Below are 22,601 nucleotides of genomic sequence, written 5' to 3' on the forward strand. Positions count from 1 at the left end.
TATGACGCGCGAACTCGAGACGGCCCGTTCCGTCGCTCTGTCCGAGAACGCCTTCCCGCTCTCCCCGGCGCAGTCGGGGATGTGGCTTGCGCAGCAACTGGATCCGGCGGTGCCGCTGTCGGAAGCCCAGTACATCGAGATGCGCGGACCGCTGGACGTCGCGGTGTTGCGGCGGGTGGCGGCGCAAGCGGGGCGTGAATTCGGTTCCGGTGTACTGCATTTCGCCGAGGTCGACGGGCGGCCGTGGCAGTTCGTCCGGACGGGGACCGAACCGGTCATCGGATTCCTGGATTTCCGGGACCGGACCGACCCGGTTTCAGATGCGCTGGACTGGATGCGCGGAGATGTGGCGGCGCCGATCGACATGCTCGGCGAGCTCACAGGGATATCTACGGTGATCCGGGTCGGGGAGTCCCATCACCTGTGGTACACCAGAGCTCACCACATCCTCATCGATGGATTCGGTTCGGTGACCATGCTCTACCGGGTCGCCGAGCTGTACAACGCCGCGGTGCGCGGGCAAACGGCGCCTCCCGGCACCGCGGCCTCCCTGTGGGAGGTGCACGAGGCGGAGTTGGCGTACCGGGAATCCTCCCGGTACGCCACCGACGAGCACTACTGGCGCGAGGCCGCCGCGGGTCTGCCCGACCGCTGCAGCCTGGTCGCGGCCACCGCGCCCGCGAGCGCCCTGGGCCGTGAGGCGCGCGCCCAGCTGGGGGAGGCGATGGCCGCACGGCTCGATGCCGCGGCCCGCCGCTTCGACTCCAGCTCGGCGGGCGTGGTGATGGCCGCGGTCGCGCTCTACTACGCGCGGCTGACCGCCACCGAGGACGTGGTGCTGAGCCTGCCGGTGTCCGGGCGCACCACGGCGGTGCTGCGGCGTTCGGGCGGCATGATCGCCAATGTGGTGCCGCTGCGGGTGCCGGTGCCGCGCGGCGGCCGGGTCGGGGAAGTGCTCGATGCCGTGCGGGTGGCTGCCTCGGGAGCGTTGCGGCATCAGCGGTTCCGCTACGAGGACATGCGCGGTGATGGTGCGCGTGACGAGTTCGGGCGCGGCATGGTCGGGCCGGTCATCAACATCATGCTGTTCCCGGCCGGAATCGATTTCGCGGGTGTGGAATCCAGCCTGCACGTGCTGACGTCCGGGCCGATCGAGGACCTGTTCGTCAACTTCTACCAACATGGCGCGGACGCCCCGATCCACGTCGACTTCGCCGCGAATCCCCGCCTGTACGACGAGGATTCGCTGCGCAGGCATCACCGACGCTTCCTCGCGCTGCTGGATTCGCTGCTGGACGCCGATGCCGAAACACCGGTCGCGGCACTGGATTACGTGGTGGCGGACGAGAAGTCCGTGCTGGCGGGCACACACGGCAAGGCTGCGCCGGAACCCCGGCTGCTGCCGGACATCCTGGCCGCGGGCCTCCGCCGGGCTGGGCCCGATGCGGTCGCGGTCATCGGCCGGGAGCGGCAGTTGACCTACGGCGAGCTCGACGCGCTGTCGAATCGCCTGGCACGCAGGATCTTGCGCGCGGGCGGCACGGGATCCGCACGTGGAGCAGCGCTCGGCGGGCGGGACGAGTCAGCGGACGTCCCCGCGATAGGGCCGGAATCGACGGTGCTGCTCGCACTTCCCCGCTCGATCGAGGCGATGGTGGCGTTGTGGGCGGTGGCCAAGACCGGGGCCGCGTTCGTGCCGCTGGGTGCCGCGCTGCCCGCCGACCGGGTGGCGCGCATCGCCGCGGAGGCGGGTGCGACGCTCGGCCTGACCTTCGCGGAATCGACGGGGTCGCTACCGGATTCGGTGCGTTGGCTCACGCTCGACGAGCTGTTGCGCACGGATGCTCCGATGCGGGCGATCGAGCCGTCGGATCAGCCGCTGACCGCGGACGAACGGCGCGGTCGGGCACGGCTGTCGAATCCGGCGTATGTGGTGTTCACCTCCGGGTCGACGGGTGTGCCCAAGGGCGTGATGGTGTCCCACGCCGGACTCGCGGGACTGGCCGCCGCGATCGTGGAGGCATACCGCGTGCGGCCCGGAGCGCGGGTATTGCAGTGCCTGAACCCGAGTTTCGATGCCTCGGTGCTGGAGTGGCTGATGGCGTTCGCCTCGGGCACGACCCTGGTCGTGGCCGAATCCGATCCCGTGGTCGGGGCCGAATTGGCCGGTCTGGTCCGGGATTACGGCATCACGCAGGTGTGCTCGACGCCCGCGGTGCTGGCCACGCTGGAGCCGGACGCGCTCGACGGTGTGCGCGCCGTGTCCTCCGGTGGGGAGCCCACGCCGCCGGATATCGTGGCGCGCTTCGGGATCGGGCGTGACCTGCTCAATTCGTACGGGCCCAGCGAGACCACGGTCGCGGTCACCTACACCGGGGGGCTGGTGCCGGGTGAGAATGCCGGAATCGGCGACCCCATTCCCGGGGCGGGCATGCTGGTGCTGGACCGCTGGCTGCGGCCGGTGCCGATCGGGATGGCCGGGGAGCTGTATGTGACCGGTCCGGGGGTGGCCCGCGGTTATGTCGGGCGTCCGGGGCTGACCGCCGACCGATTCGTGCCTGCGACCACGGGTCCGGCCGGGTCGCGCATGTACCGCACCGGTGATCTGGTGCGCTGGACCGAGAATGGCGTGCTCGAGTATGTGGGCCGCGGTGATTTCCAGGTCAAGCTGCGCGGCATGCGCATCGAGCTGGGGGAGATCGACGCCGTCCTGAACACGCATCCGGGCGTGGAGATCGCGGTGACGGTGGCGCGTCCGGCGGCCAACGGCGGTACCGTGTTGGCCGCCTACGTGGTCCCGCACGCCGGTCACGATCTCGCCGAGCCCGAGCTGCTCGATCATGCCGGGCGTCGGCTGCCGCCGTACATGGTGCCGGGCACGGTGACCGTGCTGGGTGCGCTCCCGCTCACCGCGAACGGCAAGGTGGATCGCCGCGCGCTCCCGGAACCCACGGTGGCGCAACCGGTGCACGGCCGTGCCGCGGCAACGGAGACCGAACGGCTGCTGTGCACCTTGTTCGCCGAGATCCTCGGCACCGACGAGGTCGGTCCCGACACATCGTTCTTCGCCCTCGGCGGTGACTCGATCATGGCGATCACGCTGGTCTCGCGGGCCCGCGCCGCCGGACTGGTGTTCTCCGCTCGCGAGGTGTTCGAACACCGCACTCCCGCAGCACTTGCCGCGGTCGTGCACCGTGTGCAGGACCGACCGCAGCTGCTGTCCGAACTGCCGGGCGGGGGTGTCGGCCGGATGCCGCTCACCCCCATCGCGGCATGGCTGTTGCAGCGTCCGGGCTGGGAGCATTTCGCCCAATCCATGGTGGTGCAGGTCCCGATCGGCGCGGAACCGGCGGCACTGCTGCACACCATGACGGCACTGCTCGACCGGCACGAGATGCTCCGTGCCCGCGTGATCGAGACCGAGGAAGGCTTCCAACTGGAAGTTCCCCCAACGCATCTCACCGACCCCACGAGCCTGCTTACCCGGATTCCGTGCACCACGATCGATCTGCCGAGCCTGGCCGTGCCGTCGGATCGGCTGTCGCCGAACGTGATCTCCGAGACCGCGATCGACCGTGCCCTGGCCTCGGCCGTGGACCGGCTGGACCCGCGTGCGGGCGTCATGCTCGCGCTGACCTGGCTGGATGCCGGCCCGGAGCGCTCAGGTCGCCTGGCCATCGCGATCCATCACCTGGCCTGCGACGCCGTCTCCTGGCGAATCCTGCTGCCCGACTTGATGTCCGCGTGGGCGCAGGTCGCCTCGGGGGTGCACCCCACCCTCGAGCACACCGGCACCTCCGTGCGCACCTGGTCCTATGCCCTGGCTGCCCTGGCGACACCGGTGGTCACGGATCCGGCCGGCGCCGAGTGGCCGGTGAGCGAGCTCGGGTACTGGCGGGATGTGCTGGCCGCGGACGCGCTCGTCGGGCGGCGCAGGCTTGATCCGGCCGTGGATACCCGGCGGACGGCCGGGCGGCTGGATATCGAGGTGCCGGACCAGGTTTCGGCGGCGTTGCTCTCACGGGTGGCGGCCACCTACCGGTGCGGGGTCGAGGATGCGCTGCTGGCGGCATTGGCGCTGGCGTTGGCGCGCTGGCGCGGAGACGCGCACGCGACGGACGAAGCAACGGTGGTCGCGGTGGAGCGGCACGGCCGCGATGAGGTCGCGGTGCCGGGGGCCGATCTGTCGCACACGGTGGGGTGGTTCACCGCGCCGGTGCCGCTACGGCTGGGACCTGTCGCGGCCCGGACCGTCGAGACAGCCCTGAAAACGATCAAGGAGCACGTGCGGTCCGTGCCCCGAGGCGGGTTCGGATACGGGCTGCTGCGGCACCTGAATCCGGAGACCGAGCGGGTGCTGGCTGCACTACCGGAGCCGCAGATCGGGTTCAACTATCTCGGGCAGATTCCCGACGTAGCGGTGGTGGGTGACTGGCTGCCGGTGTCGGTAGGGGATCGGCTGGGTGGTCACGCGGATCCGGAAATGCCTCTGGCGGCGGTGATTTCGGTGGATGCGGTGACGCTGGAGTCCGAGGAGGGGCCGCGGATTCGCGCGGTGTGGCAGTTCGCGTCGAAGGCGGTCGCGGCCGCAGACGTGGAAGCGCTGGCGCGGGAATGGCTTGCGGCCATCGGGGAGATCGCCGAGTTGGTCGGGCGGCCGGACGCGGGTGGGCTCACGCCCGCGGATCTGCCGCTGCTGAGCGCGACGCAGCCGGAAATCGACTCGTGGGAAAGGAATTTCGGCCGATTGGCCGATGCGTGGCCATTGACGCCGTTGCAGCGCGGGCTACTGTTCCAGGCGCAGCTGGCCGAGGGCGGGCCGGACGGCTACTCGGTGCAAGCGGTGATCGATATCGAGGCCGACCTCGATCGTGACCGGCTGACGGCTGCCGTCGCGGCGCTGCTGCGTCGCCACGATGTGCTGCGCGCCGGGTTCGTCGCCTCGGATACCGGTGCGGTGCAGGTGATTCCGGCGCAGGTCACAGTGCCGTGCACCTACCGTGAGGTGTTCGGCGCCACGGACGCGGAACTCGACGTGCTGGCCGCCGCCGAATTCGCCGTCCCCTTCGCGGTCGACGCGCCGCCGCTGATTCGATTCCTGTGCCTCGCGGCGGGGGAGCGGCGGCTGCGGCTGGTTATCACCAACCATCATCTGATTCTCGATGGCTGGTCGATGCCGCTGCTGTTCGCCGAGCTTATCGGCCTCTACGAAACCCACGGCGACGACACTGGATTCGCGCCGCCGGTCCCGTTCCGTAGTCATCTGGAGTGGCTGGCGGGCCGCGACGCGCAGAGTGCCCGCGCCGCGTGGGCGGGGTCTCTAGCCGGGGTGGACGGCCCGACCTTGATCGCGCCGACAGCTCCCCGCGCGGACGCCCCCGCTGCCCCTGTCCCGCATGCGGTGTCGCTGCCCGACGACCTGCCCGCCGCTCTGCGCCGCACGGCCGCGTCCTGCCAGGTCACCGTCAACACCCTGGTGCAGGTGGCCTGGGCGCTGCTGCTGGCCGAGCAGACCGGTTCCACCGACATCGTGTTCGGTGCAACGGTTTCGGGTCGCCCCCCGGAACTGCTCGGTGCCGAACGTCTGGTCGGCATGCTGGTGAACACGGTGCCGGTGCGCATCGCGCTCGACCCCGCCGAGTCCGTCGCCGACCTGCTGACGCGGGTGCAACGCGAGCAAGCCGTGCTCGCCGAGCACCAGCACGTGGGTCTCGACGAGATCCAGTCGATCACCGGCCTCGGCCCCCTGTTCGACACCGCCACCGTCTTCGAGTCCTACCCCGTCGACGCCGCCACCCTCACCGCCGCCACCCGCCAGGCCGACCTCACGGTCACCGCCCTGCGCGCCCACGACGGCACCCATTACCCCCTCTCCCTGGCCGCCTACGCCAATAACGGCCTCCGCCTGGAACTCACCCGCTCCCCCCGCCACGTCGACGCGCAGCAGGCCGATGAGCTTGCGGCCGCTCTCTCCCGCCTGCTCGTCGCTCTCACCGGCGACCCGGCCCGTCGCATCACCCGGCTGCACGGCACCGACCCCGACAACCTCCTCGCGATCCGCACCGGCCCACCCGCTCGCCCGGTCCGCCTGCTCCCGGACCTGTTGACCGCCACCGGTTCACCGGAGGCCCCGGCTGTCCTCGGCGCTCATGATCCGGGCTCGGTGATGAGCTACGGCGAGCTTGACCTGGCCTCGAACTGCCTGGCGCGGAGGCTGATCACAGCCGGAGCGGGGCCGGAAGGCGCCGTGCTGGTGGCCTTGCCGCGATCGGTCGACGCCATGGTGGCGGTGTGGGCGATCGCGAAGAGCGGTGCGGCGTTCGTGCCGGTGGATGTGACGCAACCGGCCGCACGGACCGCCCTCATGGCAGCCGAATGCGGTGCGGTGCTGGGGATCACGACGGCTGAGGTCGCGGATCTGCCCGGCAGAGTGGAGTGGATACGTATCGATGATGCGGTGCTGGTCGCCGAATGTGCCACCCTGTCGGCCGATCCGGTGACCGACGCCGATCGAGCGGTGCCGCTGCGCCCCGAACATGCGGCGTATGTGGTGTTCACCTCGGGCTCCACCGGTACGCCGAAGGGCGTCGTGGTCTCGCACACCGGGCTGGCGAACATGGTGGCGGCCACGGCCGAGCGCGGGGGAGTCGCGCGTGACTCGCGCGTCATGCATTGCCTCAACCCGGCTTTCGACGCTGCCGTGCTGGTGTGGATGTCAGCCTTCGCGACCGGTGCGACCCTGGTCGTCGCGCCGCCCGAGGCGAGCGCCGGGGCGGAGTTGGCCGCCGCGCTGCGGGCGAGTGCGGCCACCCATATGACCTGCACACCCAGCGTCCTCGCCACCCTCGACGCGGCCGATCTGCAGAGTGTGCGAACCGTCGTGATGGGCGGTGAGCCCTGCCCGCCCGTACTGGTTACCCGGCTGGGAGTGGGCCGCGCACTGGTGAATTCGTACGGACCGGCGGAAGCCACCATCGCCGCAAGCTTCGGTGATTCGATGACTGCCGATACCTCCACGCTGCTCGGCACGCCGGTGCCCGGCACGATGTTGCTGGTGCTGGACGGCTGGCTGCGGCCGGTGCCGCCCGGCGCGGTCGGTGAGCTGTATGTGCGTGGCCCGGGGTTGGCGCGTGGATATGCAGGTCGTGCAGGGCTTTCCGCGAGCCGGTTCGTGGCCGACCCGTTCGCCGCCGGGCAGCGGATGTACCGCACCGGTGACCTCATGCGCTGCACCGCAGCAGGTTTCGAGTACGTCGGCCGCAGCGACTTCCAGGTGAAGATTCGCGGGATCCGGGTGGAGCCGGGCGAGGTCGATGCCGTGTTGTCGACCCATGAGCTGATCGACGCCGCGGTGACCGTCGCGCGTCGAAATCCTGCCGGGGCGATGACCCTGTGCTCGTATGTCTCACTCCGTTCCCCGGTTCCGGTCCTGGATTTGCTGGCGTGGGCTTCCAGTCGGCTGCCGCGCTACCTGATGCCCGCGAGCCTCCAGGTGCTTCCGGAACTGCCCCTGACCGCCAGCGGCAAGGTGGATCTGCGCGCACTGCCGGAACCGCAACTGGAACGGGCGGAATACATTGCCCCGACGGGTCCCGAGGAGGTGATCGCGCAGACCTTCGCCGAGGTCCTCGGGCTGAACCGGGTCGGTGCGCGCGACGACTTCTTCGCCCTCGGCGGCGATTCACTGATCGCCACGCGGGTATCCGCCCGCTTGGCAGCGCATCTCGGTCACGCGGTCCCGGTGCGGCTGATCTTCGAGGCCCCGGTGGTTGCCGATCTGGCCCTACGGCTCGCGGCCGCCGATGCCGATGCGTCCGGTCCGGCCCTGGTTCGTGCCGAGCGCCCCGACCTGATCCCACTGTCCCCGGCGCAGCAGCGCATGTGGTTCGTCAACCGCTACGATCCCGCCTCCCCGGCCTATAACGTGCCGGTGGCACTGCGGCTTTCGGGCCACCTGGATCACGCGGCCCTGCGCGCCGCGCTGCTTGACGTGATCGATCGGCACGAGACCCTTCGCACCGTCTACCCGGACATCGACGGCGTGGGCATGCAACGCGTGCTCGACGCCGCAGACGTCGAACTGGATCTGACTCCGGTTCCGGTCGCACCCGACCGGCTGGTCGAGATGGTCACGGACACGATCGGCCGTGGTTTCGACGTCACCGCCGCAGTTCCGTTGCGCGTGCGGGTATTCCGGGTCGAGCCGGGCGCGGAGCATGTGGTCGTCCTGGTCGCGCATCATATTGCGACGGACGGGTTCTCGATGGCTCCGCTGACGCGGGATGTGGCCGCCGCGTATGCGACACAGGCGACGGGGACGGTTCCCGTGTGGGAGCCGCTGCCGGTGCAGTACGCGGATTACACACTGTGGCAGCGGGATCGGCTCGGCTCGGAGGACGATGCGGAGTCGCTCGCGGCGCAACAGGTGCGGTACTGGACGCAGGCGCTGGCGGGCGTTCCCGATCACCTGGAATTGCCGACCGATCGACCCCGCCCGGCCCGGGCCTCGCATCGCGCCGCGGAACACGTTGCCCGCGTGGATCGTGAGCTGACGGCCGCGATCGAGCGCTGTGCGCGCACGCATCGGGCGACGCCGTTCATGGTGGTGCACGCGGCCCTGGCGGTAGTGCTGGCCCGGCTCGGCGGCAGCGGCGACGTGGTGATCGGGACGCCGGTCGCGGGCCGCGGCGTCCGCGAACTCGACGACCTGGTTGGCATGTTCGTCAATACGCTGGTGCTGCGCACCGGCATTCGCCCGGGTGAGGGTTTCGGCGAGCTGCTGGACCGGGTGCGGGACACCGATCTGGCCGCCTTCGAACGCGCCGACGTGCCGTTCGAGCGCCTCGTCGAGGTGCTGGCCCCGGCCCGCTCGCCGTCGCGACATCCGCTGGTTCAGGTCATGCTGGTGTTCCAGAACCTGGCCATGCCGGAACTGGAGTTGCCCGAACTGACCGTGTCACCGCTGGACCTGCCGCAGACCAGCAGCCGTTTCGACATGAGCCTCACCGTCATCGGTGACACCGCGGGTATGGAACTGCGCTGCTGCTACGCCACCGATCTGTTCGACGCGTCGACGATCGCGAATCTCACCGAACGTCTGGTGCGGGTGCTGGCCGAGGGCATTGCCGAATCCACCACGCCGGTAGGCGATCTCGACCTGCTGACCGCCGCCGAGCGTCAGCGGGTGCACGGCACCGTCGAAGCCGTCACCGCGCCACGCACACTCGCCGAGCTGATGGCCGACGCGGTCGCTGCCAACCCCGACGGCATCGCGGTGGTGTGCGGTGACCGGCGGCTGACCTATCGCGAACTCGACGCCCGGGCCGAACATCTGGCGCGCCGGTTGACAGCGGCCGGTGCCGGTCCGGAATCGCTGGTGGCCGTCGGTATTCCGCGATCGATCGAATCGGTGCTGGCGGTGTGGGCGGTGGCGCGCACCGGAGCCGCCTTCGTGCCCGTGGACCCCGCCTACCCGCCCGAGCGCATCGCCCGCATCATCGATGTCTCCGGGGTATGCCTGGGCTTGACCGTCACCGCACAGCGCGATCGGCTGCCCGGCACCGTGGACTGGTGGTGCGTGGACGACGTCCGGGACGAGTTCCCGATCGCGATTCGCGACATCGTCAGGGACACAGCTCATCCGGCGTACGTGATCTTCACCTCGGGATCCACGGGCGCACCCAAGGGTGTGGTGGTGTCGCACGCCGGTCTGGCCAATCTCGCCGCGGCCCAGCGGGAACGGGACCGCATCACCCGGGATTCCCGGGTCCTGCACGTCGCCTCACCGAGTTTCGACGCCTCGGTGGTCGAGCTGCTGATGGCGGTGGGTGCGGCCGCCACCCTGGTGATCGCGCCGCCCACCGTGTTCGCCGGACCCGACCTCGGGGAACTGCTGGCCCGCCAACGGGTTTCGCATATCGCCCTGACCCCCTCGGCGCTGTCCACGGTCGATCCGTCAGGACTCGACGACCTGCGCCTGATCGTGACCGGCGGCGAACCCTGCCCGCCCGAACTGGTCGCCGCCTGGGCGGCGGAGGGCCGCGAGCACTTCAACGACTATGGCCCGACCGAGGCCACGGTCTGGGCCGCCGGGGCGCCACTGCGCCCGGGGGCGCCGATCACCATCGGCCGCCCCGCCCCCGGCATGCGGGCCCTGGTGCTCGACGACCGGCTGCGCCCGGTCCCCGACGGCGTGATCGGCGAACTCTATCTGTCCGGAATCGGCTTGGCGCGAGGCTATTTCGGTCGTTTCGAGCTGACCGCGACCCGGTTCGTGGCCGACCCGCACGGCACCGGCGACCGCATGTACCGCACCGGTGATCTGGTGCGCAGCCGCGGCGGCGACCTGGAGTACCTGGGCCGCACCGACACCCAGGTCAAACTGCGCGGCCTGCGCATCGAACTCGGCGATGTCGAGGCCGCGCTGACCGCCGAACCGTCGGTCGCGCGGGCTGTCGCGGTGGTCCGCGAGGATGCGCGCGGCGGGCTGCTCGCCGCCTACGTGGTTGCCGCGCCGGGCGCCGATCCGCAGCCGTCGATGCTGAAGAAGGCAGCGTCGCAACGACTCCCGTCCTACATGGTGCCGTCGGCGATCATGGTGCTCGCCGAGCTGCCGCGCACCGCCAATGGCAAGCTGGACCTGGACGCGCTGCCCGCGCCCCAGCAGGCGGCCGGTGATCGGCAGCCGCCCGAAGGGCCGGTGGAGACCGCGGTGGCGGCGGCGTTCGCCGAAGTGCTCGGCATCGACGAGGTCTGGCGCGAGGACGATTTCTTCGCCCTGGGCGGCAATTCGCTCATCGCGACCCGCGTCGTCGCGCGATTGAGTTCCGCACTGGGCGTGGCCGTCGCGGTCCGTGCACTCTTCGACGCGCCAACGGTGGCCGAGCTGGCCGCTCTCGTCGCCTCGGGTGGCGCCTCGGATCGTCCCCGTCCGGGCCCGCGTCCGCGTCCGGCCCGGATTCCGCTCTCGGCGGCACAGCAACGCATGTGGTTCCTCAACCGCTATGACCCCGGCTCGCCGCTCTACAACATCCCCGGTGCATTCGAAATCACCGGCGCACTGGATGTTTCGGTGCTGCGGGCCGCGATCGACGAGGTGGTGGCGCGGCACGAGACGTTGCGGACGATCTATCCGGTCGGCCCGGACGGGTTGCCGTATCAGGAAATCCTCCCGGCGACCTCGGGTTCCACGCCGATCATCGAACTCGTCGTGACCCCGGACGAGGTCGGCGATGCCCTGATCGCCCAGCTGTCACAGGGTTTCGACATCCGCCGCGAGACCCCGCTGCGGGTGTGCGTGCTGCACGCGGGGCCCGACCGGACCATCCTTGCGCTCGCCGTGCATCACATCGCAGCCGATGGCTGGTCCATGGCTCCGCTGGCTCGAGATGTCATGTACGCCTTCGCTGCCCGGGCGGCCGGGGTGACACCGGAATGGATTCCGCTGCCGTTGCAGTACGCCGACTACGCCCTCTGGCAGCACGAATTGCTGGGCTCCGACGACGATCCGGACAGCCTCGCCAACCGGCAGCTGGACTTCTGGCGCACCACGCTGTCCGGCCTGCCCGAGGTGCACTCGCTGCCCACCGATCGCTCGCGTCCGACCCTGCCCAGCGGAACCGGCGACCGCATCGAATTCACCATTCCCGCAACGGTTCACGACCGCATCCAACTGCTGTCCCGCGGTCACGGCGCGAGCCCGTTCATGGTGGTCCACGCCGCCCTGGCGATCTTGCTGGCGCGCTGGTCCGGCCGCACCGACATCGCCCTCGGCTCGGTGGTGGCCGGACGCGGTGACGGCGAATTCGACGACCTCGTCGGCATGTTCGTCAACACCGTCGTGCTGCGCACACAGGTCGATCCCGCCGCCGACTTCGCCGCGACCGTCGACGCCGTCCGGCGGGCCGATCTGGCCGTCTACGGCAATCTGGACCTGCCGTTCGAACGCCTGGTGGAGGCGCTCGCCCCCACCCGCTCCACCGCCCATCACCCGCTGTTCCAGGTGCTGTTGGCCTTCCAGAACGTGCAGACCGAGCGAACCTCGCTGCCCGGCCTGGAGATTCGCCCGCTGGCCGCACCCGCTCCCGGTTCCAAGTTCGATCTCGAATGGATGCTGGCCGAACAGTTCGGCGACGCCGGTGAACCGGCGGGCCTGACCGCCTCCCTCACCTTCGCCACCGACCTGTTCGACCGTGCCACCGCAGCCGCCATGGTGGACGGCTTCCTCGTGCTCCTGGATGCGCTGAGTGCCGATCCCTCGGCGGCCGTCGGCACCGTCGAGGCGAGTGTGCCCGCGCTCACGGTGAATCCCCACGACGAGCCGACACCCGCGGTGAACCCCCGCCCGGCCCGCCGCGTCTACCGCCCGGCCCGCACCGAGGCGGAACACACCCTGGTGGCCGCGTTCGAAGCCGTCCTGGACACCCCGCGCATCGGCGTGGACGACAACTTCTTCGATATCGGCGGCAACTCCATGGGCGCGGTCCGTCTCGTCACCCAGGTGCGCGAGACCACCGGCCTGCCCATGCCGCTGCAATGGATGTTCCTCGACCCGACGCCCGCCGCGCTGGCGCGCCGCCTCACCGAGGCCGCCACCCAGGTCGATATCGATCCGGCCATGCGGGTGCTGCTGCCCATGCGGCCGCAAGGCGAGGCGCCGGCCCTGTTCTGCGTGCACCCGGCCATCGGATTGGCGTGGTGCTACGGCGGGTTGGTGCAGCACATCGATGGCGAGCACCCGATCTACGGGATCCAGTCGCCGGGCGTCACCGACGGCGGCACCGCCGACCGCACCGTGCGCGAGCTCGCGCTGCGGTATGTGGAGGAGATCCGCCGGGTGCAGCCCGACGGCCCCTACCACCTGCTCGGCTATTCGGCGGGCGGCCCGCTGGCGCACGCCATGGCCGTCGAATTGCGCCGCCGCGGTGCGGAGGTACCGGCGCTGATCATGATCGATTCGCGGGCCGACGTCGCCGTGCCGGATGACAGCGCGCTGCCGCCGCTGTCGATGCTGCTGTCGGAGTTCGGCGGTCTCGACATCCCGCCCGAACTCGAACACCTCACTCCCGCGCAGGCCGCCGAACTGCTGCAGGCGAGTGGAATCAGTTTCACCGCAACGGATCTGGAGAACTTCTACGGTGACCTGCGGCATCTGCTGCGGCAGATCGCCGCCCACCCGCACGAGGTGTTCGACGGGGAGCTGCTGTTCTTTGCCGCGGCCTACAACCCCGACCCCAATCCGAACGTCACCACCTGGCGGCCCTACATTGCCGGAGCGATCCACGACCGGCCGCTGCCCTACGGCCACAACGAGATGATCACCGCCGAGGCGCTGGCCCTGATCGGCCCCGCCGTCAACTCCTACCTCCACCGCTGAGTCCCCACCTCCACCGCCGAGCCCGCATTACCTGATGCCCGGTGCGCATCCCGGCACTGGGGAAGAATGGGCGCTGGCAAGCCGGTCGGCTACGGAAGGTTCGGACAGGTGTCGATGAACGGGCAGAGGTCGGTGTCGGAGAAGAAGCGGCTGCTGGGCGCGGCGGCGGTGGGGCTGGGTGCGCTCGGTGTGGGCGAACTCGTCGCCGCGGTCAGGGGCGGATCGCTGCTCGACGGCATCGGGCGGCTGGCCGCCGACTACGCCCCGGTACCGGTGGTCGAGACCATGGTGGCCCGCGCCGGCCGCTACGACAAGGAGATGACGCGCCTCGGCGTCGCCCTGGGCGGTGTCGCCGCCGCGGCCGGAATGGCTTTGCTGCCACCACGATTGCGCACTCCCGCCGCCGCGGCGTTCGGTGCGGGGACCGCGGCGGTGGCGTTGCGTAGCACGGATCGATCGGTGCCCGGGGCGCTCGGCGGTCTGGCCGCCGCGGCGATGCTGCGCATCGGACTGCGACACCGGCCGACCGGCATGGGCGGCGAATTGCTCTGGGCGGCAGCGGGAACGGGCCTGCTGGCGACCGCGGAGACGCTGGTGCGCCGCGCGGACGATCGGCATCGGGACCGGGCCCGCCGGGTCGGCCCGATGGGCGCGCACGTGCCGGTGCCCGAGGACGGTCTGGGCAGCGAGCCGGGACTGTCACCGCTGATCACCAAGGCGGGCAGATTCTATGTGGCGGACGTGAATTCGCGTCCGCCGCGCATCGATCCGGACCAGTGGCGCTTGTCCATCGGCGGGCAGGTCGCGCACCGGCTGCGGCTGTCGCTGGCCGATCTCGCCGAGCAGGCGGTGGAATTCGACGCCGTCATGGTGTGCGTGCACAACACGCCCGGCGCGGGCCGCTGCGGCAATGCCCGCTGGTTCGGCGTCCCGTTGACCGCGCTGCTCGACCACGCCGTCCCCGAATCCGGTGCGACCCGGCTGGTCACCCGCGCCGTCGACGGCTACACCATCTCGCTGCCGCTGGAGCCGCTGCGCACCGGTGAATGGCCCGGCTACCTGGTCATCGGGATGAACGGCGAACCCCTGCCGCCCGAACACGGTTTTCCCGCACGGGTTTTCGTGCCCGGCATCTACGGCCAGTACGCGGGCGCGAAGTGGCTCACCGAACTCGAGCTCACCGACGACAGCCATGTCGACTACTGGTGGAAGCGCGGCTGGCCCGCCGAACCGCTGTGGGTGCGCCCGGAGTCCCGCATCGACGTGGCCACCTGCGGCGCTTCGGGTTCCGGCAAGTTCACCGTGGCGGGTGTCGCGTGGGCTCCACCCCAGGGCGTCTCCGCGGTCGACATCCGCATCGACGACACCGAGTGGCTGCCGGTAGAACTCGGTGCCGAGACCGCCCCGGCCGCCTGGCGTCGCTGGCGCACCATCATCGACCTCCCGCCCGGCACCCACACCATCCAGGCCCGTGCGACCAGCCGCTCCGGCGAAGTCCAGGGCGCCGCCGAGCGGCCGCCCTTCCCGATCGGCCCGGGCGGCCTGCACACGGTCACCGTCACGGCGTGACCGGCGTCCCATGACATCTGTCATGGGACAGTGATGACGGACGGGAGAGGTGGCGCGAGCCCGGCCGCACGACAGTAGAGGTATGAACGCAACTGCCAATGGCATCGCGGTCGGGGGGACCATTCTGGCGTCTGCTCCGGCCATCGAAATACGGGGTCTGGTCAAGACATTCGGCGCGAACGTGCGGGCCGTGGACGGGCTGGAACTGGTGGTGCGCCCGGGGGAGATCGTCGCCTTCCTCGGGCCGAACGGCGCGGGCAAGACGACCACCATCGACATGCTGCTCGGCCTCACCTCGCCGGACTCCGGCGAGGTCCGGGTGTTCGGCGGCACGCCGTCGGAGGCCATTGCGGCGGGCCGGGTTTCGGCGGTGCTGCAAACCGGTGGGCTACTGCCGGACCTGACCGTCGGCGAGACCGTACGCCTGATCGCCACCCTGCACGCGCGCCCGCGCCCGGTCCGGGAGGTGCTGGTGCGAGCGGGCATCGACGACATCGCCGACCGACCCGTCGGCAAATGCTCGGGCGGGCAGCAACAGCGCCTGCGATTCGCGCTCGCGCTGCTGCCCGACCCGGACCTGGTGGTGCTGGACGAGCCCACCACCGGCATGGACGTCGAAGGGCGGCGCGACTTCTGGCACGCCATCCGCCAGGACAGCCGCCGCGGCCGCACCGTGCTGTTCGCCACCCACTACCTCGACGAGGCCGACGCCTACGCCGACCGCATCGTGCTGGTGCGGGGCGGGCGGGTGGTGGCCGACGGCAGTGCCGCGCAGATCAAGAACCTGGCCGCGGGCCGCACCGTCAGCGCCACCCTGCCCGGCGCCGACTCCGCCCGGTTGCTGGGGTTGCCCGGCGTCGAACAGGTCGAACAACGCGGCGCGCGAATCATCGTGCGCGCCAACGACTCCGATGTCGTCGCTCGCTACCTGCTGACCGCCACCCCGGCCGTCGACCTGGAGATCTCCGCCCACAACCTGGAGGACGCGTTCCTCGCCCTGACCACGACGGGAGACCACCGATGACCACCCTCGCCACCCGGCCCACCCGCACAGTGGGCGGATTCCGGCCCGCCTTCCTGGGTTTGGAGCTGCGCCGCACCCTGCGGGACAAGCGCACCATGCTCTTCGCGCTGGTGATGCCGCCCCTGTTCTTCATCATCTTCGGGACGAGTTCGACATTCCAGAACGACCACGCCGGTTCCGGCAACACCACCGGCTACGTCATGGTCTCCATGGCCGTCTACGGCGCACTGCTGGCCACCTCCACCGGCGCGGCCCGGGTGGCCGTCGAGCGCGCGGCAGGTTGGAGCAGGCAACTGCGCCTTACCCCGCTGCATCCCCTCGCCTATATCGCGACCAAGATCGCCGTGGCCATGCTGCTCGGATTGCTCTCCGTCACCATGGTTTTCGTGGCGGGCGCGATCTTCGGGGCCCATCTGCCCGCCACGGCATGGGCGAGCTGCTTCCTGATCGCCTGGCTGGGCTCGCTGGTCTTCGCGGCCTTCGGCCTGTTCATGGGCTATCTGCTCCCGGCGGAGAACGTCATGCAGCTGCTCGGCGTGTCGATGGCCCTGCTCGCCTTCGCGGGCGGCCTGTTCATGCCGCTGCACGGCTGGCTCGAGACCGCGTCGAAGCTGGTGCCCACCAATGGCATCGCGACCCTGGCCCGCGCGCCGTTCGCCGAGCCCAGCGCCGCCGGGATCGTCCTCGCCATCGTGAATGTGGTGGCCTGGGCGGCGATCTTCACCATTGGCTCCGCGCTACTCTTCCGCCGTGACACGGGACGCTGAGCACGAGCCGCCGCCGGCCGGGAACTCCACCCGGCCGGCGGCCAGTCCGCTGGGGGCGGCGCGCGCGTCGGCCGTCGCCGCTCTGGCCGGAGTAGCCTCCGGCCCGGTGGACGAGGAGGACAGGGGTGTCGAGCGGCGGCGGCGATTCGGTTCGCTGTTCGCCGCGGTGTGGGTGATCTACCTGATCGATCCCCTGCGCAAGGGATGGGACCTGGAGAACCCGGTCGCTCGGGTGTACACGCTCGTGGTGATCGTGACCTTCGGCGTCGTGTACGTCGGGTCGTACTGGGTCCAGGTGCGTGGTCCGGCGCGCCGCGCGTGGCCGCCCAGCCCGCAGCCGTGGACGGCGCTGGGGCCCTTGGCCCTCCAGATCGCCTTGATCGCCGCGGCCGCGGTGACCTTGCATTCCGAGGTGCTCGGGCTGGGCATCTATCTGGCCTCCTACATCGGCTTCACCTTCCCCGCAAAATGGGCGACACCGATGCTGCTCGTGTTGCTGTTCGCGGTCACCGTGGTGCCGCAGGTGGCCGCTGGACAGCGCCCGGACTACTCGCTCATGCAGTCGATGGCCTTGGCGGGTCTCGCGGTCGGTGGCATCCGGGTGGTCCTGGTGCGCAACCACCAGCTGTACCTGGCCCGCCGGCAGTTGACCGACCTGGCCGTGGCCGAGGAACGGCTGCGAGTGGGTCGCGATGTGCACGATATCCTCGGCCACTCGCTCACCGTCATCACGGTGAAAACCGAACTGGCGCAACGGCTCATGGAGGTCGATCCGGAGCGGGCCAAGGGCGAGATGGCCGATGTGGAGCGGTTGGCGCGGGAGGCGCTGGCCGGCGTGCGCACCACGGTCGGTGGGCTGCGCGAGGTTTCGCTCGCGGGAGAGTTGGTCAATGCCCGCACCGCGCTGACCGCCGCGGAGATCGACGCCGAACTTCCGGATTCCGACGATCTCCCGATCCGGCACAGCGTGGTCTTCGGCTGGGTGCTGCGCGAGGCCGTCACGAATGTGGTGCGGCACAGCGGCGCCGAGCACTGCTGGGTGCGGGTCACCCCCACCAGCCTCGAGGTGTCCGACGACGGCGTCGGGATGCGTGCTGCCGCCCGGGGCGGCTCCGGCCTGTCCGGGCTGCGCGAGCGGGTGCAGGCCACCGGCGGCACCCTCACCCTCGCCAATCGACCGGAGGGCGGATTACGGGTGCTGGCAAGCTTTCCGGCGACGACCAAGGAGGCGGAATGATCAAACTGCTGCTCGCCGACGACCAGGCCCTGGTCCGCGGTGCGCTCGCCGCCCTGCTGAGTCTGGAAGCCGACCTGGACGTGGTCGCCGAGGTGGGGCGCGGCGACGAAGTCCTCGCCGCCGTCGAGCGCACCACCCCGGACGTGGCGCTGCTGGATGTGGAAATGCCCGGTATGGACGGCATCTCGGCCGCCGCGCAGCTGCATGCGGCCCACCCGGAGGTGCGCATCCTGATGGTCACCACCTTCGGCCGCCCGGGTTACCTGCGTCGCGCCATCGACGCGGGCGCCTCCGGCTTCGTGGTCAAGGACACCCCCGCCCGCGAACTCGCCGACGCCGTCCGCCGCGTCCACATGGGCCTGCGCGTGGTCGACCCCGCCCTGGCCACCGAAACCCTCACCGCGGGAACCTCACCCCTGACGTCCAGGGAGCGGGAAGTCCTCGCCGCGGCGGCGGGCGGCGCGACCGCGGGCGCGATTGCCAAGCAGCTGCACCTGTCCGAAGGCACGGTCCGCAATCACCTCTCCGCCGCCATCGGCAAGACCGGCACCCGCACCCGCACCGAAGCGGTTCGCGCGGCGGAGCGCCTCGGCTGGCTCTGATCGCGGCCGACAGGTTTACGATCATCGGGATGAGAATCGTTGTGAGCGAGGCGGAATCGGCGTAAGGATGGTCTGACCGGAGGTCGTGAAGTCCGAGCCGCTCGCCCTGCCGAGGCGATCCATGACTGATAGCCTGAATCACCTAGTTTCAAACTACGGAATGAATGTTCCGCATTGCGAAAAATGCTAGGAGGGTCGCAGTGCGCGGATGGAACCTACGGCGCGGCGAGAGCACCGACCTGCTCGCCATTCTGAACACGGCCCGGCGGATCGCGGTGGATCTGGATGCGGGACTGGATGGTTCACGCGGGCGGACCGCGGCCAAGCGACTACGACGGCTGCTCTCCGCCCGCGCCGTCGGCTTGGTGAATCTGTCCGGCGGGGTCGAATGGGCGGGCGAGGCGGTGGCCGAGGAGACGGTGGCCGCCGCCGTCTCGGACGCCCTGCGCACCGGGAAGCCCACCGGCAGTGCGGAGTTGGCGGCGGTGCCGCTCACCGTCGAGGAGGAGCTTGCGGGAGTCCTGCTCGTCGTCGGTCAGGATTGTGCACAGGAGGCGCGTAGTGCGGCCTGGCTGCTCGAATACGTCCTGGAGCGGGCCCAGCTGCGGGCCGCGGCCGAGCGAGCCACCCAGTCCGAGCTGCGGGCGCTGCGAGCGGAGATGTCACCGCATTTCGTCTACAACGCGTTGACCGTGATCGCCGCGCTGGTCCGCTCGGACCCCGACCGCTCCCGGGAGCTGATCCTCGACTTCGCCGACTATGCCCGCTACAGCCTGGCCCGGCACGGTGAATTCACCACGGTGGCAGACGAATTCGAGGCCATCGAGACCTATCTCGTGCTGCAGCGGGCCGTCATGGGCGACCGGCTGCGCATCCAGATCCGGGTGGCCCCGGACGTATTGGCGGTGCCGATGCCTTTTCTGGTGCTGCAACCGTTGGTGGAGAACGCGGTTCGCCACGGTATCGAGCCGCGCGGCACCGGCGGCGTCGTGCAGGTGCGCGGCGAAGCGCGCGACGGCGACTGCGTGATCAGCGTGGAGGACGACGGGATCGGCATGACGCCCGCCCGCGCCCAGGCCTTGCTGGACGGAAAAGCCTCCGGCAGCGTGGGATTGGGCAATGTGGATCGGCGCCTGCGCACCGCATACGGGCAGTGGTACGGGCTGGTCGTCGAGACCGAGCGGGGCGCCGGAACCCGGGTGCTGGTACGGGTGCCGCTGTCACAGCCCGGGGTGGCGACGTCATGACGGAACCGAGACCGGGGATGCGCGTGCTGGCGGTGGACGACGCGCCCACCGCCCTCGAGGATCTGGCGCGCCTGCTGCGCGACGCGCACGGCGTGGCCGAGGTGGCCGTGGCGGCCGGTCCGCTACCGGCGCTGGAGCGGATCCGGGGCGAGGAGTTCGACGCGGTCTTCCTCGACATCTCCATGCCCGGACTCGACGGACTGGAGCTGGCCGGTCTGCTGGCCAAGCTCAGCCGCCCGCCGGTGGTCGTGTTCGTCACCGCGCACGACACGCACGCGGTGACGGCGTACGGCTTGGGTGCGGTCGACTACCTGCTCAAACCCGTTCGCCCGGAGCGTCTTTCCGCCGCGCTGGGCAAAGTCGCGAGGATGCTGCCCGACGCCCCGAGCGAGCAGGCCGGATCCGCCCTCGACGATGTGCTGGCCGCGCTGCCGGTGGAGAGCGGCGGCCGCACCCGCTATGTCCAGCGCAGCGCGGTGCATTTCGTGGAGGCCCGAGGCGATTACGTCCGGCTACACACGGCGACCGGGGCGCACCTGTACCGCATGCCCATCTCCCGGCTCGCCGAGTACTGGGAGGACAGCGGTTTCATGCGCGTGCACCGTGGCTACCTGATCGCCCTGAGCGCGATTCGCGAGCTGCGCAGCGAATCCACCGGCCTATTCGCCCACACCACACTCGGCGATGTCCCCGTCAGCCGCCGCCAGGCCCGGGAACTGCGGGACCGCTTGTTGCGGGCGGCCCGCGACCGCGAGTCGGGCGGCCGATAATGGCGCGCCGGGTCGCCGTCACCAGCGCGCAGACACGGCTGGCGCGTTCCCGTCGGCGGCCGCCCGCCCGACCGCCCGCACCCCGCCCGATCTCGGATATCGCTCGTGCACAACACAATTACCGCGCTCAGCGCCGCCGCGCCATCCCCACCCTGATCATCCTGTTCACCGTGCTCATCGGACCGCCCGTAATGATCAGCCTGTGGCCCGCCCTCGACGACATCCGGGTCTGGCACATCCCGGTGTCCTGGCTGACCCTCTGGCTGCTCCCGTACCCCGTGCTCGCGATCCTGGGCTGCTGGCACCTGTGGCGCGCCGAAGCCGTCGAATCGGGTGCCGCCGGAGACCGTCCATGATCGGATTGGGACCCGTCGTCGCCGTCATGCTGGCGACGCTGCTCATCGGGTTGCGCGGAGTCGCGGCCATGCGGACCACCTCCGACTTTCTGGTGGCCTCGCGCCGAGCCAGCCCGCTGCTGAATTCCGCTGCGCTCGCCGGTGAATACCTCTCCGCCGCATCGTTTCTGGGCGCGGCCGGGCTGGTGGTCAAGGATGGGGTCGGGTCGCTGTGGTATCTGGTGGGGTTCGCCGCCGGGTATATCGCGATGTTGGTGCTGGTGGCCGCGCCGATCCGGCGTTCGGGGGCACTGACCGTGCCGGATTTCGTGCAGGCGCGGTTGGCTTCGCCGGTGCTGCGCAAGCTTTCGGCGGTGGTGGTGCTCGTCATCAGCCTGCTGTATCTGGTGCCGCAGTTCCACACCTCGGGGCTCATGCTGAGCGAGGTCGGCGGGACGCCGTACTGGGTGGGCGTGGTGCTGGCGGCGGTCGCGGTGGGCGGCACTCTCGCGTTGGGTGGCATGCGGGCCGCGACCTATGTGCAGGCCTTCCAATTCGTACTCAAGACAGTGCTTTTCGCGGTGCCCGCCGTCTGGCTGGTGGTGAGCGTGGGGGCGGCGATCCGGACCGAGGCGGTGCATCCCGCCGAATTCACCCGGTTCGAACGGCAGACCACGGTGGTGTTCCGCGACGATGTGACCGTCGAGCTGCCCGAGTCCGTGCCCGCGGCCGGACTCTCCGCGGGGGCACACCATTTCGTGGCGGGGCAGCGCGTGACCTTTCCGGCGGGTGCGCCCGCGCCCCGGCTCGACGGGCAGACCACACCCGGCGACTCCGCTTGGCGGCGACCGCTTTTCGACCCGGGGCACCACGGGTATCCGCTGTTGAGCACGCTGGCCGTGCTGTTCGCGACGGCCCTGGGGACCATGGGCCTGCCGCATGTGATCATGCGCTTCCACACCAGCTCCGATGGGCGTTCGGCCCGGCGCGCCGCCGCGCTCACCGTGCCGCTGGTGGGGCTGTTCTATCTGTTTCCCGGCGTGTACGGGGTGCTGGGCGGAGTGCTGGTGCCGCATCTCTATTTCGCGGGCGGCACCGACACCGTGGTGGTCGCGCTGCCGCTGCGGGTCAATACCGGCTGGCAGGGCATCGCACTCACGGGACTGCTCACCGCCGGTGCCTTCGCGGCCATCCTGACCAGCTCGCTCGGCCTGCTACTGGCGGTATCCGGTGCGATCTCGCACGACCTCACGCCGGGCGGCCTCGACCGGCTGCGCCTGACCGCCCTGCTGTCGGCGGTTCCCGTGGGGCTGCTCGTCCTGCCCGTCGCCAGTCTGGACGCGGGCATCCTGGTCACCTGGGCCTTCACGGTGGCGGCCTCCACCTTCTCACCACTGCTGGTGCTGGGCATCTGGTGGCCGCGACTCACCGCGCGCGGCGCCATCGCGGGAGTGCTTGTCGGCCTGCTGATTTCGTCCGGCGCGATCGCGCTGACCGAGTGGTGCCCGGCGCTGTCGGGCTGGCCGGCCGTGCTGGCCGACCAGCCCGCGCCGCTGTCGGTGCCGCTGGCCTTCCTGACCATGATCGGGGTCTCGCTGCGCGGCCGTCCGCCGGTCTGGGCCGAGACCGCGGTGCTGCGCCTGCACCTCGACGATCCGGACCGTTCGTCGTAGCC

At 70.5% G+C, this 22,601-nt stretch carries 10 protein-coding genes; all 10 read left to right on the plus strand.

What is annotated here, in order from left to right; genetic code table 11:
- Nucleotide 1: 1 nt before the first annotated feature.
- Nucleotides 2-13,375: an amino acid adenylation domain-containing protein gene (locus ACYVN4_RS05160; protein ID WP_460718056.1), complete on the plus strand. Its 13,374-nt coding sequence runs from the start codon at nucleotides 2-4 to the stop codon at nucleotides 13,373-13,375.
- A 114-nt stretch (nucleotides 13,376-13,489) separates the two neighbouring features.
- The gene (locus tag ACYVN4_RS05165; protein ID WP_460718057.1) at nucleotides 13,490-14,944 is read left to right on the plus strand and encodes a molybdopterin-dependent oxidoreductase; all 1,455 of its coding nucleotides are present in this window, start codon (nucleotides 13,490-13,492) and stop codon (nucleotides 14,942-14,944) included.
- An 82-nt stretch (nucleotides 14,945-15,026) separates the two neighbouring features.
- A complete protein-coding gene (locus tag ACYVN4_RS05170) occupies nucleotides 15,027-15,968 on the plus strand; it encodes an ABC transporter ATP-binding protein (RefSeq protein WP_460718058.1) in 942 nt (313 codons plus the stop codon).
- On the plus strand, nucleotides 15,965-16,735 hold the full coding sequence (locus ACYVN4_RS05175) for an ABC transporter permease (RefSeq protein ID WP_460718059.1): 771 nt from the start codon (nucleotides 15,965-15,967) through the stop codon (nucleotides 16,733-16,735). The genes ACYVN4_RS05170 and ACYVN4_RS05175 overlap by 4 nt, the downstream gene beginning before the upstream one ends.
- Nucleotides 16,719-17,972 (plus strand): sensor histidine kinase, encoded by a 1,254-nt coding sequence (locus tag ACYVN4_RS05180; protein ID WP_460718060.1) that lies wholly within the window; start codon nucleotides 16,719-16,721, stop codon nucleotides 17,970-17,972. The genes ACYVN4_RS05175 and ACYVN4_RS05180 overlap by 17 nt, the downstream gene beginning before the upstream one ends.
- Entirely contained in the window at nucleotides 17,969-18,574 is a 606-nt protein-coding gene (locus tag ACYVN4_RS05185; RefSeq protein ID WP_460718061.1) for a response regulator, read from the plus strand. Before ACYVN4_RS05180 ends, ACYVN4_RS05185 begins: the two co-directional genes overlap by 4 nt.
- A gap of 200 nt (nucleotides 18,575-18,774) precedes the next feature.
- Nucleotides 18,775-19,821 (plus strand): sensor histidine kinase, encoded by a 1,047-nt coding sequence (locus tag ACYVN4_RS05190; RefSeq protein ID WP_460718062.1) that lies wholly within the window; start codon nucleotides 18,775-18,777, stop codon nucleotides 19,819-19,821.
- Entirely contained in the window at nucleotides 19,818-20,591 is a 774-nt protein-coding gene (locus ACYVN4_RS05195; protein ID WP_460718063.1) for a LytR/AlgR family response regulator transcription factor, read from the plus strand. The genes ACYVN4_RS05190 and ACYVN4_RS05195 overlap by 4 nt, the downstream gene beginning before the upstream one ends.
- Nucleotides 20,591-20,947 carry a hypothetical protein gene (locus ACYVN4_RS05200; protein ID WP_460718064.1) on the plus strand — a complete coding sequence of 119 codons (357 nt, stop codon included), beginning with the start codon at nucleotides 20,591-20,593 and terminating at the stop codon, nucleotides 20,945-20,947. The genes ACYVN4_RS05195 and ACYVN4_RS05200 overlap by 1 nt, the downstream gene beginning before the upstream one ends.
- On the plus strand, nucleotides 20,944-22,599 hold the full coding sequence (locus tag ACYVN4_RS05205; protein WP_460718065.1) for a sodium/solute symporter: 1,656 nt from the start codon (nucleotides 20,944-20,946) through the stop codon (nucleotides 22,597-22,599). The genes ACYVN4_RS05200 and ACYVN4_RS05205 overlap by 4 nt, the downstream gene beginning before the upstream one ends.
- Nucleotides 22,600-22,601 lie beyond the last annotated feature (2 nt).

The organism is Nocardia heshunensis (assembly GCF_054782115.1).

What these genes read in the sequence shown, in the direction of transcription:
- ACYVN4_RS05195 (WP_460718063.1), top strand. Translation starts at nt 19,818, where the DNA reads ATGACGGAACCGAGACCGGGGATGCGCGTGCTGGCGGTGGACGACGCG.
- ACYVN4_RS05200 (WP_460718064.1), top strand. Translation starts at nt 20,591, where the DNA reads ATGGCGCGCCGGGTCGCCGTCACCAGCGCGCAGACACGGCTGGCGCGT.
- ACYVN4_RS05205 (WP_460718065.1), top strand. Translation starts at nt 20,944, where the DNA reads ATGATCGGATTGGGACCCGTCGTCGCCGTCATGCTGGCGACGCTGCTC.
- ACYVN4_RS05170 (WP_460718058.1), top strand. Translation starts at nt 15,027, where the DNA reads ATGAACGCAACTGCCAATGGCATCGCGGTCGGGGGGACCATTCTGGCG.
- ACYVN4_RS05185 (WP_460718061.1), top strand. Translation starts at nt 17,969, where the DNA reads ATGATCAAACTGCTGCTCGCCGACGACCAGGCCCTGGTCCGCGGTGCG.
- ACYVN4_RS05160 (WP_460718056.1), top strand. Translation starts at nt 2, where the DNA reads ATGACGCGCGAACTCGAGACGGCCCGTTCCGTCGCTCTGTCCGAGAAC.
- ACYVN4_RS05175 (WP_460718059.1), top strand. Translation starts at nt 15,965, where the DNA reads ATGACCACCCTCGCCACCCGGCCCACCCGCACAGTGGGCGGATTCCGG.
- ACYVN4_RS05165 (WP_460718057.1), top strand. Translation starts at nt 13,490, where the DNA reads ATGAACGGGCAGAGGTCGGTGTCGGAGAAGAAGCGGCTGCTGGGCGCG.